This is a genomic window from Phaeacidiphilus oryzae TH49 (assembly GCF_000744815.1).
Lineage (GTDB): Bacteria > Actinomycetota > Actinomycetes > Streptomycetales > Streptomycetaceae > Phaeacidiphilus > Phaeacidiphilus oryzae.
Window position 1 is genome coordinate 317698 of record NZ_JQMQ01000005.1, and the last position, 17456, is coordinate 335153.

At 72.9% G+C, this 17456-nt stretch carries 14 protein-coding genes; 8 read left to right on the forward strand and 6 right to left on the reverse strand.

Annotated features, from left to right (window positions below; translation table 11 throughout):
- The first annotated feature begins 9 nt into the window (after positions 1 to 9).
- Positions 10 to 684 carry a TetR/AcrR family transcriptional regulator gene (locus BS73_RS05690; RefSeq protein ID WP_037570198.1) on the forward strand — a complete coding sequence of 225 codons (675 nt, stop codon included), beginning with the start codon at positions 10 to 12 and terminating at the stop codon, positions 682 to 684.
- Between the two features lie 20 nt (positions 685 to 704).
- On the opposite strand, the gene BS73_RS05695 is transcribed toward BS73_RS05690, so the two are convergent.
- On the reverse strand, positions 705 to 2162 hold the full coding sequence (locus BS73_RS05695) for an MFS transporter (protein ID WP_152617528.1): 1458 nt from the start codon (positions 2160 to 2162) through the stop codon (positions 705 to 707).
- Between the two features lie 123 nt (positions 2163 to 2285).
- On the opposite strand from BS73_RS05695, the gene BS73_RS05700 reads away from it, so the two are divergent.
- The 4 genes from BS73_RS05700 to BS73_RS05715 all read left to right on the forward strand — a co-directional run bounded on the left by BS73_RS05700 (position 2286) and on the right by BS73_RS05715 (position 10425).
- Entirely contained in the window at positions 2286 to 3227 is a 942-nt protein-coding gene (locus tag BS73_RS05700) for a LysR substrate-binding domain-containing protein (RefSeq protein WP_322987243.1), read from the forward strand.
- Positions 3228 to 3484: 257 nt separating this feature from the next.
- Complete coding sequence (locus tag BS73_RS05705) at positions 3485 to 5179, forward strand: hypothetical protein (protein WP_037570200.1); 1695 nt, start codon at positions 3485 to 3487, stop codon at positions 5177 to 5179.
- Positions 5180 to 5244: 65 nt separating this feature from the next.
- Positions 5245 to 8745, forward strand: a complete 3501-nt coding sequence (locus BS73_RS05710) for a hypothetical protein (RefSeq protein WP_037570201.1) — start codon at positions 5245 to 5247, stop codon at positions 8743 to 8745.
- Between the two features lie 90 nt (positions 8746 to 8835).
- Positions 8836 to 10425: an FMN-binding glutamate synthase family protein gene (locus BS73_RS05715; RefSeq protein WP_037570203.1), complete on the forward strand. Its 1590-nt coding sequence runs from the start codon at positions 8836 to 8838 to the stop codon at positions 10423 to 10425.
- Positions 10426 to 10450: 25 nt separating this feature from the next.
- Here BS73_RS05715 and BS73_RS05720 read toward each other — a convergent pair whose 3' ends face one another.
- The 4 genes from BS73_RS05720 to BS73_RS05735 form a co-directional block, all read right to left on the reverse strand.
- Positions 10451 to 10948: a hypothetical protein gene (locus BS73_RS05720; protein WP_037578346.1), complete on the reverse strand. Its 498-nt coding sequence runs from the start codon at positions 10946 to 10948 to the stop codon at positions 10451 to 10453.
- A gap of 113 nt (positions 10949 to 11061) precedes the next feature.
- Complete coding sequence (locus tag BS73_RS05725) at positions 11062 to 11739, reverse strand: RipA family octameric membrane protein (protein ID WP_235215319.1); 678 nt, start codon at positions 11737 to 11739, stop codon at positions 11062 to 11064.
- Positions 11717 to 12787, reverse strand: a complete 1071-nt coding sequence (locus tag BS73_RS05730; RefSeq protein WP_051939514.1) for a hypothetical protein — start codon at positions 12785 to 12787, stop codon at positions 11717 to 11719. Before BS73_RS05730 ends, BS73_RS05725 begins: the two co-directional genes overlap by 23 nt.
- Positions 12788 to 12900: 113 nt before the next feature.
- The gene (locus BS73_RS05735; protein WP_200886647.1) at positions 12901 to 13383 is read right to left on the reverse strand and encodes a MarR family winged helix-turn-helix transcriptional regulator; all 483 of its coding nucleotides are present in this window, start codon (positions 13381 to 13383) and stop codon (positions 12901 to 12903) included.
- Positions 13384 to 13503: 120 nt separating this feature from the next.
- Between BS73_RS05735 and BS73_RS05740 the strand changes: the two genes are divergently transcribed.
- Positions 13504 to 13917 (forward strand): organic hydroperoxide resistance protein, encoded by a 414-nt coding sequence (locus BS73_RS05740; protein ID WP_037570207.1) that lies wholly within the window; start codon positions 13504 to 13506, stop codon positions 13915 to 13917.
- Between the two features lie 31 nt (positions 13918 to 13948).
- On the opposite strand, the gene BS73_RS05750 is transcribed toward BS73_RS05740, so the two are convergent.
- Positions 13949 to 14986, reverse strand: a complete 1038-nt coding sequence (locus BS73_RS05750) for a phosphotransferase family protein (protein ID WP_051939516.1) — start codon at positions 14984 to 14986, stop codon at positions 13949 to 13951.
- A 250-nt stretch (positions 14987 to 15236) separates the two neighbouring features.
- On the opposite strand from BS73_RS05750, the gene BS73_RS05755 reads away from it, so the two are divergent.
- Entirely contained in the window at positions 15237 to 16055 is an 819-nt protein-coding gene (locus tag BS73_RS05755) for a sigma-70 family RNA polymerase sigma factor (protein ID WP_051939518.1), read from the forward strand.
- A 115-nt stretch (positions 16056 to 16170) separates the two neighbouring features.
- On the forward strand, positions 16171 to 17421 hold the full coding sequence (locus BS73_RS34430; RefSeq protein ID WP_051939520.1) for an ANTAR domain-containing protein: 1251 nt from the start codon (positions 16171 to 16173) through the stop codon (positions 17419 to 17421).
- Positions 17422 to 17456: the final 35 nt, after the last annotated feature.

Consider the following 17456-nt stretch of genomic DNA (forward strand, 5'->3'; position numbering starts at 1 on the left):
AGGAGCAGCATGGCCACCCGAGCGTCCTCCCCCTCCGAGCCGAAGCGCACCCGCGACCCGGTCCGCACCCGCGCGGAGATCCTGGCGGTGGCCACCGAGGAGTTCGCGGCCAAGGGGTACACCGGCGCCCGGGTCGACGAGATCGCCGAGCGGATCCGCACCACCAAGCGGATGATCTACTACTACTTCGGCAGCAAGGAGCAGCTGTTCACCGCGGTGCTGGAGCACGCCTACGCGGAGATCCGGCTGCGCGAGCAGCAGCTCGCCGAGGACGAGCCCGACCCGGTCGCCGCGCTGCGGCGGCTGGTCGAGCTGACCTTCGACCACCACGAGGCGCATCCGGACTTCATCCGCCTGGTCAGCATCGAGAACATCCACCGGGCCGAGCACATGGCCGCCTCGGAGACCCTGGGCAAGCTCAACCACCCGGCCATCGAGGTGCTCTCCCGCATCCTGGCGGCCGGCCGCGAACGCGGGGTCTTCCGGGCCGACGTCGACCCCATCGACCTCCACGCGATGATCAGTTCCTACTGCTTCTTCCGGATAGCCAACCGGCACACCTTCCAGGCCCTCTTCGACCGCGACCTCGCCGCCCCGGAGGACCGGGACCGCTACCGCACCATGCTCGCCGAGATGATCGTCAGCTATCTCCGGCCCGAGGCCGGCCCCGCCCAGGTCGGCTGACCGGAGCCGGCCCGCCGGGCTCACTCCCCCGGCGGGCTCCAGCGCAGTCGCCGGGCCCGCGCTCCCCCGGCATCCGGGCCGCCGCACGGCCGGGAGGTGAGGACCACCCGGGAGGCCGGGGCCGCACTCACCGGCTGGACGGCCTGCCGCCACGGCCGCAGCAGCAGCGCGGGCAGGAGGAGCACCGCGGCGGGCAGCGCCCCCGCGATCCCCAGCCCGGCCCGGGGGCCGAGGTGCTGGTCGACTGCGCCGAGCAGCGGCCCGCCGACGGCCCCGCAGCCGTAGGTGGCCGGCAGGTAGACGCCCATCACCCGCCCCCGGAGGGCCGGCCCGGCGGCGAGCTGAACGCTGGCGTTGGCGCCGGTGTAGAGCTGCTGGGTGGCCATGCCGACGGCGGCCACCACCACCGCGAGTCCCCACACCGGAGGCACCGCGCCGGCCACCGGGTAGAGCCCGGCCACCGCGCAACCGGTCAGGGTCAGCCCGCGCAGGGTGATCCGGGTGCGCCCGGCCGAGACCAGCGCGCCCAGGACGGAGCCCAGGGCGAGGGCGGCGGTCAGCAGCGCGTAACCGCCGGGGCCGCCGTGGAAGGCCCGGGCGTACGCGGCCAGGGTGACCGCCGAGTTGAGGCAGAACACGCTGAACGCCCCGGCCAGCACGATCGGCCACCAGATCTCCGGCCGCCGCAGCGCGGTGCGCAGGGCGGCCCGCGACTCGGCACCGGAGGCGGGAACGGGGGTGGGGACGGGGACGGCGGCCGGATGGTCCGGGTGAGCCGGATGGTCCGGGTGGGCCGCGAGGGGATCGCAGCCCGGCCGCGTACCGTCCTGCCGCCCCGGGCCGCGGCGGATGCGCGCGAACGCCGTCAGCGGGACGGCGAAGGAGGCCGCGTTCAGGGCGAACGCCCAGCCGGGCCCGAAGAGGCCGACCAGCACTCCGGACAGCGCCGGCCCCAGGAAGCCGCCGAGGTAGAAGAGGGAGTTGCTGAGGCCGATCGCGCTGTGGATCTCCGCCCGCCCGATCAGCTCGGTGGCGAAGGACTGCCGCACCGGCTGGTCGACACCGGTCACCACGCCGACCGCGGCCGCCAGCGACTGCACCTGCCAGGCCGCCACCTGGTGGCTGAGGGTGAGGACGGCCAGCAGTCCGGCCAGAGTGGCCGCGGCCAGCTGGGTGGCCTGGAGGATCCGGCGCTTGGGGTGGCGGTCGGCGAGCCGGCCGCCGAGCGGTCCGACCACCAGCATGGGCGCCCACTGCAGCCCCATGGTGACGCCGACCGCCGTCGCGCTCCCGGTGAGGTGGAGCACCAGCCAGTCCTGGGCGATGCGCTGCACCCACAGCCCGGTGGTCGTCACCCCCTGGCCCAGCATGTACAGCCGGAAGTCCCGGTGGCGGAGTGCCGCGAACCTGCCGTGTCGTCGGGTGGATCGTGCGGATCGGGGACGGGTGAGGCCGCTCGGGTCGGTCGCCCTGGTCACGGCGACGTACCTCCTAGGTCGAGGTCTGCCCCTCCATCCTTTCGACGCCGCTCGTGTTCGCAGAAGAGAATTGATCCAATAATTCTCATTGCGGATCGTGATGGGTCGGCCTAGCGTGGAGCCGTGCTGTTCCCTCCCGAGCAGGTCCGGACGTTTCTCGCGGTGGCCCAGTCGCTCAGCTTCACCCAGGCCGCGGCGACGCTGGGGCTCGGGCAGCCGACGGTGAGCCAGCACATCCGCAAGCTGGAACAGGCGGTCGGACGGCCGCTCCTGGTCCGGGACACCCGGACGGTGACCCTCACCGTGGACGGCGAGGCGATGGTCGGCTTCGCCCGGGCGATCCTGGCGGCGAACGCCACCGCCTCGGACTACTTCAGCGGCGCCGGGGTGAGCGGCCGGCTGCGCTTCGGAGTGACGGACGACCTCGCCCTGACCCAGGTGCCGCGCATCCTCCGGGACTTCCGGCATCTCAATCCGAGCGTCAACCTGGACCTCAGCGTCAACTCGCAGGGCGCGCAGCTCCAACGGCAGGTCGAGTCCGGCCATGTGGACGTCGCCTTCATCAAGACCGCCGCCGGCGACGGGCGCGGCCGGCTGGTCCGCCGCGACCGGCTGGTGTGGGCGGTCGCCGACGCCACCGGCCTGCGCTGGGACGAGGGGCGGCCGCTGCCGCTGATCGTCTACCAGGAACCGAGCCCCAGCCGGGCGCTGGCCGTGCAGGCGCTGGAGCAGGCGGGGATCAGGCATCGCGTGGTCTGCACCGCCCGCGGGGTCAACTCCGCCCTCGCGGCCACCCGGGCCGGCCTCGGCGTCGCGATCTTCGCCCGCAGTCTGCTGCCGAGCGACCTGGTCGAACTGCCCAGCCCGGTGGGGCTTCCGGAGCTCGGCGAACTCGACCTCGTCCTCCTCACCAACCCCCGGGCGCCCGCAGAGCCGGTGGAGGCGCTCACCAGCACCATTCTGGCGCATGCGAACCGGGTCCGGTCCATTCACGACAGCCGCCACTGGTCCCCCGCAACAGCGGGCCCCGCAAAACCCAGGCCTCGCCCGCAGTCTTCCGCTTGAACGCGCGTTTCGCAGTCGAACGCCGTCGAACTGGCATTCCCGCAATCGTCCCCGACCTTGCGGCACATTCCCCAAGTGGAATCCGATCAGCCGAAATCCGCATGAGAGAGCCCCGTTGACGAGCCGTCAGCCGGGCAGTAGCTTTCGGCTGGCATTCACCGCGACGGTGTGGGTTTCCCGGTATCTCAGGCCGGACCTCTGGAATTCCTCTGCGAATTCGTCATTTTCCGCTGCGCGCGTCCCGAGGCTGTGAACCGATGAGTGCGAATTCCTCTGACCTCTCCAACTCCCGCTACGGCTACGACTTCGTGGTGGCCACCACCCAGGGCAGCATCAACGCCACCCTCAAGTCGTTCCTCTCCCAGCTCTCCGAGCCGGTGGTGACCGTCTGCTATATCGCCGACCCCCAGGGCAAGCCGATGGAGATCGACTACGACGAGCTCAAGAAGCGGGCCAACGACTCCGACCCCTTCGCGATCCCGCCCGGGGCCGACCCCACCAGCGACCCGGACCTCCGCAACCTCATCAACGCCCGCTTCATGATGGGCTTCCAGGCCCAGCTCGGCCTTCCGCCCGGCCTGGCCCCCACCGCGATCCCGGACATCGTCACCCTCGGCTCGGACACCGCCTCGGTCGTCTACAACCTGCTGTGCTCGCAGTTCACCGTGGTCCAGCTGGACCCGGGCGGCGGCTACTCCCCGCCCACCTGGTTCACCCAGTCCCAGCCGCCCGGCGCCCCCTGGGTCTTCACCTCCAAGGTGGACCTGCGGCTCTCCACCGTCGACCAGAGCCGCTACTCCACTCTGCCGCCGGCAGTGCAGGCGCAGATCAAGAACCTCGGCAGTACCGCCTTCAGCGTCCAGCAACTCCTCTTCGACCTGGACAACGCGGCACTGGAGACCACCCCCACGATCAGCGGCGTGACCCCCGGCACCCCGCTGTACCTGGTGCTCGGGCAGGCCTTCCTGGGCGCCTACTTCAGCAAGCTGACCCGCGACGGCTCCCCCCTGCTGGGCTGCACCATCCAGCAGCCGGGCGCGCCCACCTCCACCCTCACCCTGACCGACCTCAACCTGGAGGTCTCGCCCCTGCTGGACGCCAACGGCAACACCATCGTCAACCCCGACCAGGACCAGCAGAACCTGGGCACCCTCAACTACCTGTGCGCGGCCGACGGCGACCACCTGCCGGTGGCGGTGCGCTTCGGCTGGAACTGGGTCGAGCCGAGCGAGAGCGCCGACTTCGACGGCGTGGTCTCCATCAACCGCTCCACCTTCGCCAACTACTTCCGCAACCAGCTCAACCCCTACATCGCCACCAACTGCTACCTGCCGTCGGTCACCGTCACCTATGACGCGGCCACCGCCGAGACGCAGTACGCCTGGAGCCTCCGCCGCGGCCAGGCGCCCACCGTCACCACCCCGGCCACCGGGCCCACCGTGCTGACCTACCACTACGACGCGGACGCGGCCGACCAGGCCGGCCTCAACGGCGACATCGGGCGGATGGAGCTCCACCCCACCTACGACGTCACCGTCTCGTTCAGCGGCAACACCGTCAAGATCGTCCAGCACCTGGTGATCTACCTGTACGTCAGGTCGCTGGCCACCGCCGCCGACGGCAACGTCGTGGACGTCACCATCACGGACACCTACACCATCGCGGTCACCCAGGACGGCCGGCTCACCTCCAGCCTGGCCACCCAGCGGCAGGACAACTCCACCAACCCGTCGGTCGACCCCTTCCTGAACTTCTGGACCGGGGTCAACGACATCACCACCGCGGTCGAGGGCTGGCTGCGCAACGTCACCTCCACCGGCCTGACCGACATCCCGGTGTCGGTGACCCAGGACTTCGTCTTCCCCGGCGGCCGCACCTTCGCCTTCAAGTCCGCGGCCTTCTCCGACTTCGGCGACCTCGCCTCGCACATCACCTACACCGACCCGAGCTGACCCGCCCCAGCCGACCCGCGCCCAGCCGACCCGCGCCCAGCCGCGCGAACGAGGGAGACCCGCCGATGAGCGGCTACCAGCTGGCCTACTCCAGTGAACTGATGCGCAACTACCTGCAGGCCGAAGTCCTGGCCCCGGACGCCGAGTTCGAGGCCCTGCAGGCCGAGGACGGCAGCTCGCTGCTCTTCTCGGTCGGCGGGGACGACACCCTGTACCTCACCCAGGAGGTGCCCGCCGAGCGCAGCGGCTGGCGGCGCACCGACCTCAGCACCGACCGGATCCGCCAGGACTTCCCCGGCCGCTCCGGGGTCGCCGTCCGCACCTTCGCCGCGGCCGAGTCCGTCTTCGCCTCCCCGCCGATGATCCACCTGGCGATGGTGGTCGGCGACGGCACCCAGGACCACCTGTACCTCAGCCTGTCCAACCCGGCCGACGGCAGCGCCTGGCCCGGCCCGCCGCAGTGGACCGCGTACCCCTTCGACGACCCGGCCCACCAGCTCTCCCAGCTCAGCATCGCCGGGGTGTTCGTCAGCGAGGCCACCGACGCCGAGTACGTGGTGGTGGACGTCCTCCGCAACCCGGGCAGCGGCCAGCAGCTGGTCTTCCGCTACTACATCGACCCGGCGAAGACCGGCGGCTACGCCTGGCACCCGCACGACCTCGCCATCGACCTGGAGGCCGGCCGGTACTCCAGCTGCCTGGGCCGCCGCTACGCCCAGTACGTGGACGGGCTCTACACCATCGGCCGGGTGGACGGCTCCCCGCAGTTCCAGTACCAGCCGCTCTACAACGTCTTCAACCCCAAGGTGCCGCCCTCGCCCAGCCTCTACCAGCTGCCCGGCGGCGCGGTCCCGGAGGCCGTCGCGGCCTGCCGCAACCCCGACGACTCCACCGACCTCTACATCACCGCCGCCGGCACCCTCTACCGGCTCGGCTCCCGGCAGCAGCAGAACGGCGCGGTGGCCGCACCGGTGCTCAGCAGCCCGCGGCTGAACGGGGTGCGGGAGCTCTTCGCGGAGAGCAACGGCACCGAGGTCACCGTCTGGGGCCTGAACGGCAGCAACGAGGTCTTCTACACCGCCGCGGCGGCCAACCAGGTCGGCTCCGGCGCCCTCGCCTGGTCCAACCCGCTGCCCATCCTCACCGGGGTGGAGCAGGTCTCGCCCTACCTCGACCGCGCCAACCGGGTGAACACCTTCTTCGCCCACACCGGGCGCAACCAGCTCACCAAGGCGGTCAAGTCCCCCGACACCGGGCTGTGGAACACCTGGCAGATCACCCTGGACCCGCCGAACCCCAACGCCCCCGCGGAGGCGTTCAGCTCCTACACCACCCGGATCGAGGTCACCGACACCGACACCGGCCAGCCCGCCGTCGGCGTCCCGCTCACCCTCACCGCGATGGACGTCACTGCCGCCTACATCGACTACGGCTACTACGTCCTGGGCCCCAGCCCGATCCAGGTGACCACCGACCAGACCGGGGCGGTCACCGTGGTCGAGCCGGTGACGGCGCTGGCCGGCACCCGGCTGACCGCCACGGCCGGCGCGGCCGTGCTGGACATCAACCCGATGGACCACGCCTTCGCCAAGGCCTCCGCCCTCACCACCCCGGCCGCCCTCACCGCCGCCGTGATCACCGCCCCGGACGGCAGCACCACACCGCTCATCCCCCCGGGCACCGACCCCGGCCTGCTCCGCGCGGTGGCCACCGGGAACACCCAACTCGCCCAGGCGTACGCCCAGTTGCCGGCCGCGACGGCGGCCCTGCAGGCCCGCGGGATCCGCGCCCGGCAGGTGATGCCGGCCGCGACCACCCTGGCCGACCCCTCGGCGTTGCTGGTGGACGTCGGCGACCTGTTCTCCTGGCTGGGCGAACAGGTCGAGGAGGGCATCGACTTCGCCGTCCAGCTGATCCAGGACGCGGCCACCCAGCTGTGGAACTTCGCGGTGACCATCGGCGGCCAGGTCTACCAGTGCGTCCTCAGCTCGGTGGAGGCCGTGGTCGGCGCCGCCCAGTGGCTGTACTCCGCGCTCGCCACCGCGGCCGAGGACCTCCTCCACTACCTGGAGTTCGCCTTCGAGTGGACGGACATCACCCGCACCAAGCGGATCCTGGCCAACCTCACCCAGCTCAGCCTGAACCACGAGGTGGCCCAGATCTCCGTGCTCAAGGGCCAGTTCGACCAGCTGGTGGCCACCGTCGAGCAGGCGGTCAACAACTGGGCCGGGGTGGGCGACTGGTCCGGCCTGGGCACCGACGGCACCGCCGTCCCGGACACCACCTCCAACCCGGGCGCCCAGCAGACCGCGCCCGGCTCGCTCCTCGCCCACCACCTGCAGAACAACGGCAGTTCGCTGACCACCCTCCAGCCGCTGCCCACCGTCCCGGCCACCTCCAACCCGATCGCCGCACTGCTGGCCGCCATCGACCAGGAGGGCCAGGTCATCGGGGACACCATCGACCGCCTCCAGCAGCTGGCGGCCGACTTCGACCGGCTCACCGTGGTGGAGATCCTCAAGGAGCTGGCGGCGGTCTTCGCCGACCTGGTGCTGGAGAGCGCGAAGGTGGTGGTGGACACCCTCTTCGACATCCTCCAGCAGATCGCCACCGCCGCGGTCGCGGTGCTGTCCACCCCGATCCACATCCCGGTCGTCTCCGACGTCCTCAACGACATCGGGGTGCCCGACTTCTCCTTCCTCGACCTGGCCTGCTGGGTGGTGGCGGTGCCGGCCACCGTGGCCTACAAGCTGGCCCAGGGCACGGCCCCGTTCCCGGACACCCCGGAGTCCACCTTCCTGGCCACCGTCAGCGACTACGACACCCTGGTCAACGCCTTCCAGAGCAAGACCGCGGCCAGCCTGCCGAGGACGCCCGCGGCCAGGCGGGCCAAGCGCTCCGCGACCAGGCCGGCCGAGGCCGCGGTGCCCGAGGTCGAGGTCGTCGTCCCGCCGGACGTGCAGACGGCGGTGCACATCATCGGCCACGCCGTCTCCGGGTTCTGCTCGCTCTTCGGCGGGACCTTCGTGTCCGGCTTCGAGGCGGCGGCGCCGACCGGCGAGAACCCCTGGGCGATCCCGTCCGCGGTGCTCGGTGTGGTCGGCGCGGTCAGCGGCGGGCTGGCCAACGTGCTGGTGCCGCACGACCCGATCGAGAACGGCTATGTGTCGGCGCTGTCCACCGGCACCACCGGGATCCGGATCCTGGGCAAGCTGATCTTCTCCGGGCCGGCCCAGAAGCAGTTCGCCGCCTCCAAGACGCTGGGCACCCTGGCGGTGAGCGACGGCCGGGGCGTGGGCGCGGTGGTGGACGCGATCCTGGTCATCCCGGGCGCGGTGTGCAGCATCTACCACTTCTACGAGCTCTCGCAGAAGCCGGCCGGCGCCACCCGCTCGATCGCCATCGTGGACGAGACCAGCAACCTCACCACGGACATCTCCCGGATCTCGTACGCCGTCGCGGTCAACACCGAGGCGCTGCCGAAGGCGGTGGCCACCGGCGTGTTCGTGGGCGCCAACATCTGCACCGGAGGGCTGCAGTTCGCGGAGTGCCTGATCCAGGGCTGACGGTCCAGGGCTGACGGCAGGCGGCGGTGTGCCCGAGGTCGCACCCCGCGGACGTTGAGGCCTCCGACGGCCCGGCGGTAGGTTCCGTGAGTGATCAGAATCGCAGCGATCGTGCTCATCTGGATACTCGCGGCCGCCGCCGGCGCCGCGGCCGCGACCGCCTCCCCGTGGTGGTGGTTCGCGGCCGTGCCGTGCGCGGCGGCGGCCGGCCTCGGCAGCTACGACCTGCTGCAGAGAAGGCACTCGATCCTGCGCAACTACCCGGTGCTCGGCCACCTCCGCTTCCTGCTGGAGTCGATCAGGCCGGAGCTGCAGCAGTACTTCGTCGAGCGCAACTACGACGGGCGCCCCTACGACCGCGACGTCCGCAGCCTGGTCTACCAGCGAGCCAAGTGCATCGAGGCGGAACTGCCGTTCGGCACCGAGCGGAACGTCTACGCCGAGGGCTACGAGTACTTCGAGACCTCGATGCGTCCGCAGCCGCTCGCCGAGGAGCAGCCCCGGGTCCGGATCGGCGGCCCGGACTGCACCAGGCCCTACGACATGGCGCTGCTGAACGTCTCGGCGATGAGCTTCGGCGCCCTCTCCGCCAACGCCGTCCTGGCCCTCAACCGGGGCGCCGCCCTCGGCGGTTTCGCCCACGACACCGGCGAGGGCGGCCTCTCCGAGTACCACCAGCGGCACGGCGGCGACCTGGTCTGGGAGATCGGCACCGGCTACTTCGGCTGCCGCACCCCGGACGGCGGCTTCGACCGCGCGCGGTTCGCCGAGAAGGCCACCCGGGACCAGGTCAAGTGCGTGTCGCTGAAGCTCTCCCAGGGCGCCAAACCCGGTATCGGGGGCGTCCTGCCGGGTGAGAAGGTCACCGCCGAGATCGCCCGGGTGCGCGAGGTGCCCGAGGGCCGGACCGTCGTCTCGCCCTCCTACCACCAGGTCTTCAGCACCCCCAGGGAGCTGGTCCGGTTCGTCGCCGAGATGCGCGAGCTGGCCGGCGGCAAGCCGGCCGGCTTCAAGCTCTGCGTCGGCTCCCGGCAGGAGTTCCTCGCGGTCTGCAAGGCCATGCTGGACGAGGACACCACCCCGGACTTCATCATCGTCGACGGCTCGGAGGGCGGCACCGGCGCGGCACCGCTGGAGTTCGCCGACCACCTGGGCAGCCCCCTCACCGAGGGCCTGATCACCGTGCACAACGCCCTGGTGGGCGTGGGCCTGCGGGACCGGATCAAGATCGGCGCCGGCGGCAAGGTGGCGACCGGCGCCGACATCGTCAAGCGGATGGTGCAGGGCGCCGACTTCACCAACGCGGCCCGGGCCATGATGTTCGCGGTCGGCTGCATCCAGGCGCAGAGCTGCCACACCAACACCTGCCCGGTCGGCGTGGCCACCCAGGACCCGCGCCGGGCCCGGGCGCTGGACGTCGGGGACAAGTCGCTGCGGGTGCAGCGCTTCCAGGCCGCCACCGTACGCAGCGCCCAGCAGATCATCGCCTCGCTGGGCGTCCGCGACCTCTCCGAGCTGCGTCCGCACATGCTGCGCCGGCGGATCGACCCGGTGACGGTCCGCTCCTACGGCGAGCTCTACGAGTGGCTCTCCCCCGGCCAGTTGCTGATCGAGCCGCCCGAGTCCTGGGCCGACGACTGGAAGGCCGCCGACCCCGACCGGTTCACCGTCGCCCGCTGACCGGTCGCCCGGGCGGCCGGTCCGGTCAGCCGTCCCTGCGGGCGCCCGCGGGCCACACCACCCGTACCGGGACGCCCAGCCGGTGCGCCTCGGCGACGGCCGCCGCGGTGCCGCCGCCCTTCTCGGACGGCCGGCCGTTCCAGACCGCGACCAGCAGGTCCGCCCGCTTCACCAGCTCGGTGTTGGCGGCCTCGAACGCGGCCAACTCGGGGCCGGAGTAGGGCATCTCGGCGACGGTGATGGCGGACTTCAGCAGATGGTCGAAGCGCGCCCGCTCCAGCGGGTCGGCGAAGCAGGCGCCGTAGTCGTGGAAGGGCAGGACCACCTCGAGTTCGCCCCCGGTGTCCAGCACCGCCTCCGCGAAGAGGGTGTCCGCCCCGGGCGCCAGGCAGGAGAGGCCGTAAAGGGGCTCGCCGCCGCCCTCCGCGACCAGCGCCTCCAGCAGCGCGCGCAGCTCCGCCGCGACGGGCGCCTCGGAAGAGGGCGACAGGTCCATGTGCCCGGTCACCGCGACCGTGTGCATCACCCTCGCCTGCCCTTCGCCGTGCGCTCGCCGCCGGATCCCCCGGCCTCCATCGTGCCTCCGCGCCCCTCCCACCGTAACGGACGTTCAGGACACCGGCGCGGCACGGGTGTTCACCCCACGGCCGCCGCGTACCCGAGGAGGTACGCCACGGCGAAGAAGATCGGGATGCCCTGCTCCACGATGGTCAGCGGGATGTAGCGGCGGAAATCCCGCCCTCTGCCCAGCATGCCCCACTCGGCGTCGGAGTAGGCCCGGGCCGGAAGCCGCCGTTCCAGCAGGCCGATGACCTCCCATTTGGCATGGTTCAACTGCCGGTAGGAGCGCATCATCAGGAACCAGGCCAGGCACTCGCCCAGCAGGATCAGCAGCCCGGCGAAGACCAGCAGCGGCGGCGCCTGGCGCCAGCCGTGCCCGGCGACCGCCGAGGCGGCGGCGACCACGGCGCTGTTCAGCGAGAGGAAGAAGGTATTGGCCAGATTGCGTCTGGCGCTGACCCGGTCGGCCATCTCCACGCAGAGCTTGTACTGCTCCATGACGGCCGACTGGTACTTCTCCCGGCTGCGGGTGTAGTGCCGCTCGGTGACCCCGGCGTTCCATAACCCGTCGGCGGCGGCCGCCGGGACCTCCGGCCCTGCGGGGACGGCGAAAACGGCGGCGTCGGTGGTGCCGGCGGGACCGGCGGGACCGGCGGCCTCCGCCGGAACCGCGGCCTCCCCGGAGGCCGGCGGCCCGGTGCGCGGACGGAGGAACGACCGGGGCGGCCGGTCACTCCCGTTGCGAAAGCTCATTCAACTGCTCCATCACTGGCTCGAGTTCACGACCGGCCAGGCGCCGCAGACCCACGGCGGACACCAGGCGCAGCGCGGTGGGGTCGACCCGGCGGAAGGCCGGGGCACGGTCGGCGGCGAGGAGGATCACACCCTTGAGGGCGTAGTCCCACTCCAGCCGCCTCCGCCCGCCGTTCAGCAGAACCTCCCAGCGGGAGCGCCGCGGCCGCACGGGCGGGGGGTAGTCGGGCAGTCGGGGCGGTTCGGGCCACTCTCCGGTGGCCGGATCACCGGGCTCCAGAAGGGAGCGCCGGGTGTACTCGGCTTCCGCCGCGGCCCGGAAGCCGGCGTACTCCTCCGGTCCGCAGCACACCAGCAGCACCAGGCGCTCGGGCGGCAGCAGCCGCAGCGCCTCGGTGTACTCCCAGACCGTGCTCGGACCGGATCCGACGGAGAGGAGCACCGCGTGGGCGGCGGCGATCAGCCCGCTCACCGCGGGCTGCCAGCCCTCGTCCGGCAGATAGGCCCGGCTGGCCCCGGGCAGCGGGAGGCACTCGCCGGGCCGGCCGATCGCCACCACCCGCCCGTACGGCTGGAAGCGGCGGACCAGGGACTCCTCGTAGGTCAGCCCCGAGGCGAAGAAGACCGGCCCGGCGGCCCCTCCGCCGCCGGCCACGTCCGGAGGCAGCGCCGCCAGTCGGGCGTCCAGCCGGAAAGGCCGCAGATAGAGGAGGTAGCGGGAGCCCAGCCAGGCCTCCGGGGTGGCGATCCGCTGGGCGTACTGCTTGCCGCGGACGATCGTCAGCCGGCCCACCGCGAAGATGACCAGCCCGTACCCGAGAGCGGTCAGGCCGCCCAACTCGCGGAGCCACCACTCGGCGAGGAGGGGCGCGGTGAAGGGGAAGTTCTGCGCCGAGGCCCGCAGCACGACGGACCCGCTCAGGCCGATCGCCATGCCGAGGACGCGGACCGCCGTCCCGGCCGCGATCAGCCGGCGCCCGCGGGCGAGCAGGCGGCGGCTCAGCCGTGCGCCTCCCTCGTCCGGCGCGCCAGGTACTCCCGCTCCCATCCCCCGGCGCCCCCCTTCGCTCCTGCGAACCGCGCGTGCACATGACGACGCGTGGCCGGGCGTACCAGTTCCGCGAGCGGAGGATTCCGGTCAGCGGCAGGTCCGGCGCGGGGTCATCCGCAGTCCGGACCGCCGTCCAGGGAGGCCGCGTCCAGGGTGCGGGTGAGCCGGTCCAGGCGCTGCCGCAGATCGTCGATCTCGGCCGGGTCGAAGCCGGTGGCCGCCGCGATCCGGCGCGGCACCAGGACCGCCTTCGCCCGCAGCTCCCTGCCGGCATCGGTGGGCCCCACCCAGACCGAGCGCTCGTCCTCGGTGCTGCGCCTGCGCCGGACCAGACCGGCCGCCTCCAGCCGCTTCAGCAGCGGCGAGAGGGTCCCCGAGTCCAGTCGCAGATGCTCGCCGAGCCGCTTCACCGGCAGCTCGCCGTGCTCCCACAGCACCAGCATCACCAGGTACTGGGGATAGGTGAGGCCGAGGTCGCGCAGGAGGACGCGGTAGAGCCCGCCGAAGGCCCGCGAGGCGGCGTGCAGCGAGAAGCAGATCTGCCGGTCGAGGCGGAGGAGCTCCTCGTCCGGCACGGCATTGAGGTCGGTCACGGCATCCAGGCTAGCAAGAACGCGATTCAGTTGTGCACAACTGAATTGTGTGCTTCACTTCTCTTCGTGAGCACGGCGGCCGCACCCGGCCGCCGGCCGACGCGAAAGGACCCCAGCACCATGGACGCCCTCTACACCGCCGTCGCCACCGCCACCCACGGCCGCGACGGCCGGGCCTACAGCTCCGACGGCCGCCTCGACCTCCAGCTCGCCCCGCCGGTCGAGCTGGGCGGCAGCGGCCAGGGCACCAACCCCGAGCAGCTCTTCGCCGCCGGCTACGCGGCCTGCTTCGCCAGCGCCCTCGGCGTGGTGGCCCGCCAGGCGAAGACCGACCTCAGCGACGCCTCGGTGACCGGCGAGGTCGGCATCGGCAAGCAGGGCGACGGCTTCGCCCTCGCCGTCACCCTCCGGGTGGAGCTCCCCGACGGCGTCGACGAGGAGACCGGCCGCAAGCTCGTCGAGCAGGCGCACCAGGTGTGCCCCTACTCCAACGCCACCCGCGGCAACATCCCGGTGGACCTCGTCATCGAGTAGGGCTCCCCGCCGCAGCGCAAGGCGCCCCGCCTCAGGCCAGGGCGTCCCGCGCGGCGAGCAGCAGCCGCTCGCCGCGCTCCGCCGAGTGCGCCGGCGCCTCGCGGTATCCGTCGTCGGCCATGTGGCCCGCCGCGTAGCGGGCCTCCACCCCCGCGCCGATGCAGGCCGACCGCCAGCGCGAGAAGGCCACCCAGTACGGCAGCTCCGACACGTCCCGGCCGGAGAGCCGGGCGTAGCGCTCCACCACCTCGTCCCGGCCGCCGAACCCGGGCGCCTCGGCCGGCCCGGACGTGGTGGCCGGCAGCTCGTCGCCCGGCTCCTGCCAGCCCGAGACCAGCCAGCCGAGGTCGGCCAGCGGATCGCCGGTGGTGGCGAGCTCCCAGTCGAACACCGCCAGCGCGCTGCCGTCCGGCGCGAAGGCCATATTGCCCGGACGGTAGTCGCCGTGGACGATCCCCCGAGCGGGCTGTGCCGGGACGCGGCGGACCAGCAGGTCGTGCACCTCGTCCAGGAGCGGCAGCCCGGGGGCGTCGATCGCGTGCACCTGCGCGTGCCAGCGCCGCAGCTGCCGCTCGGCGTACCCGGTCCTGCGGACGAACCGGCCGAGCCCGATCCCGCCGGGGTCCAGCGCATGCAGCGCGACCAGGACCTCCACCGTCTGGGCCGCGGCCCTCGGCCGGGCCTCCGCGGCCATCCGCAGGCCGGCCTCGCGATCGGCGAGCACCCGTCCCTCGACGAAACCCATGAGGTAGAACTCGGCCCCGGTCACCGAGGCGTCCTCGCAGTAGGCGACCGGCACCGGGACCGGCACCGCGGTCGGCGCCAGCGCCGAGAGATACGCCCACTCCCGGCCGAGGTCGTGGGCGGTGGCCAGCACCCCGCCGGTCGGCGGCCGCCGCAGCGCGTACACCGCTCCGGCCGCGTCGGTGACCCGGTAGGTCAGGTTGGACCGCCCGCCGGAGACCAGGCCGAGCTCCACCGGCCCGACCAGCCCTTGGACGTTCCCGGCGAGCCACCGCCGGACCCGCGGCAGGTCGATGCCCGCAAGACTCGGCTCAGCGACCGACATCTGTGCTCCTCTCGTCGTCTCCGCAGCGGTGCCGCGTCGCCTCCCCCTCCGCAGCCTCCTCGGTCTCCGGGCCCCCGAACAAGGGGGAGTCCGTCACCCGATCGGCCGTTCCGCTGTTTCGGCGCTCCGGAACCGGGCAATCCGACCCTCTGTGCTTCGGCCCAGAGGCCCCGCACCGCGTGCGGCGGTGGGCCCCACCCCCGTCCCCGCCGGTGGCCCACCCCTCTGCGGCCCTTAGCGAGCACCGTCCATGACGCCCCGACTGCGCCCCAAGCATTCGCACCACGATGCCCCTGACACGGCCGAGGCCTTCCTCCGACTGCGCACCCTGCCCCCGGGCCCGGAACGCGAACGGCTGATGGGGGAGATCGTCACGGCCTGGCTGCCGATGGCCCACCGGCTGGCCCTTCGCTACCGCTCGAGCGGCGAGCCCCGGGACGACCTCCACCAGGTCGCCGCCCTCGGGCTGGTGAAGGCGGTGGACCGGTACGACCCGACGGTGAGCCCTGCCTTCGCCACCTTCGCGGTACCCACCATCGACGGCGAACTCCGCCGCCATCTCCGCGACTTCACCAGCCTGGTACACGTCCCCCGGCGCCTCCAGGAGGTCCGCGACCGGGTCCGCGCCGTCCTGGGCGAGGCGGGCTGCGAGCCTGGGGACACCGGCGCACCGGCCGTCATCGCCAAGCTCACCGGACTCACCGAGCAGGAGGCCGTCGCCGGCCTGGAGGCCCTGCGCAGCGGCTCCGCCCTGTCCCTGGACGCGGCCGGCCTGACGGACACGGCGGCACGCCCGCTGCTGGAGAGCATCGGGGCGGTGGACGAGCGGCTGCGGACGGTGGAGGAGCGGGAGGCCGCCCGCCCCCTGCTCCGCAGCCTCCCCGAGCGCGAGCGCACCATCCTCTACCTGCGCTTCTTCGAGGACCGCCCGCAACGGGAGATCGCCGACCGGTACGGAATCTCGCAGGTGCACGTGTCCCGCCTGATCCGGGACACCTGCCGGTACGTCCGCAGGCACGTGGAACGCGAGGAGCCGGACCCGCCGGAGGAGGGAGCGCCCGCCACCTGATAGAGGGACAACCCGCCCTGTTTCCTTGCCTTTTGGGGTATGACACCGGCAGAGTTGCCCAGCAGACGGACGGTCAGGCAACGGCCGGGTTCCTGTTCGACGGCCGAGGTGTGCCATGAGCCCGCGATCCGAGCAGCCCCGCCGCCTCCGGGCGGCCACCGCGGCCTGTGCGGTCGGGGGGACGATGCTGGTGCGCCTGGGCGGCGCGGCAGAGCCGGAGAGCGCCGCCGAGACGGCCTTCAGGGCCGAGCAGTGCGCGCAGGCGGCGCGCGCCCTGGGCCAGTCCCTGATCCTCGACCTCAGCGACACCACCGTGATGAGCGAGGCGGACGTGGCCGCCCTGGAGGCGGCCGTCCGGCAGGCCGACCGTGCCCCGGCGGCCGTGGTGGCGCCCGACCCGCGCCTCCGCAAGCTGCTGAAGCGCCGGCTGGGCCCACGCGTCGGCCTCCACCCGAGCGTCTCCGAGGCCCTGGCAGAGCTGGCCCGCGCCCAGCCCGGCGGCCCGGCCGAGCCGGCCGCCCCCGCCCGGAGCGCCGCCTCCGAGACCGTCCCGGAGCAGGCAGCGGCTCCGGTCTCCCGGCTGCGCCAGGAGATCTACGGCCTGCGCGCCAGGGCACGCAGCTACGGCCTGATCGACTACGCCCAGGGGGTCCTGGCCGCCCGCTACCGGCTCGCCGATCCCGAACAGGCGTTCATGCTGCTCCGGGAGGCCTCGCAGCGGCACAACGTACCGCTGCGGGTCTTCGCCTCCGCCATGGCCGGCGCCCCGGCACCGCCCGAGGAGGGGCCGTGGTTCCCCCGGCGGCTGCGCCTCCCGGTGCCCAGCGGGCCCTTCCGCACCAGGCGGCGCGCCCACCCCACCGATCGCGCCGCCGTCCTGCTGGCCGCCGTCGACGAAGCCATCGAGCTCACCGCGGCCGACGCGGGCACCGTCCACCTGGCCGACCTCGCCCGGCGGAGCGTCCTGGTCCTGGAGGCGCACCGCAACCACGGCTCGGCCTATCTCGACGCCTACGCCCGCCTCACCCGGCCGGCCACCGCCGCCGCCAGGGCCTGGGCCCAGGGCCGGGCGACCAGCGCCGTGGAGGACCCGCCGACCCCCGACCCCGAGGACGAGAGCCCCCTGGGCCAGGGCCCCCACGCGGCCCACGCCACCCCCCTCGCCCCGCCCACCGGGCCGCGCCAGGGCGCCCTCACCGTCCAGCACCGCGACGCGGACCACCGGCTCACCCCCGACCAGCGGACCGCCCAGCTCAAACTGGCCAAGGACCTGGCCGCCTGGCTCTCCTGGTACCGGCGCACCGTCATCCTCGACGCCCTGGAGCACCTCCACGACCGGGCCACCGCCCTGCAAAACCGTTCCTGAGCCGGCGGCGTATCCCGGCCCGCGCTCCGGATACC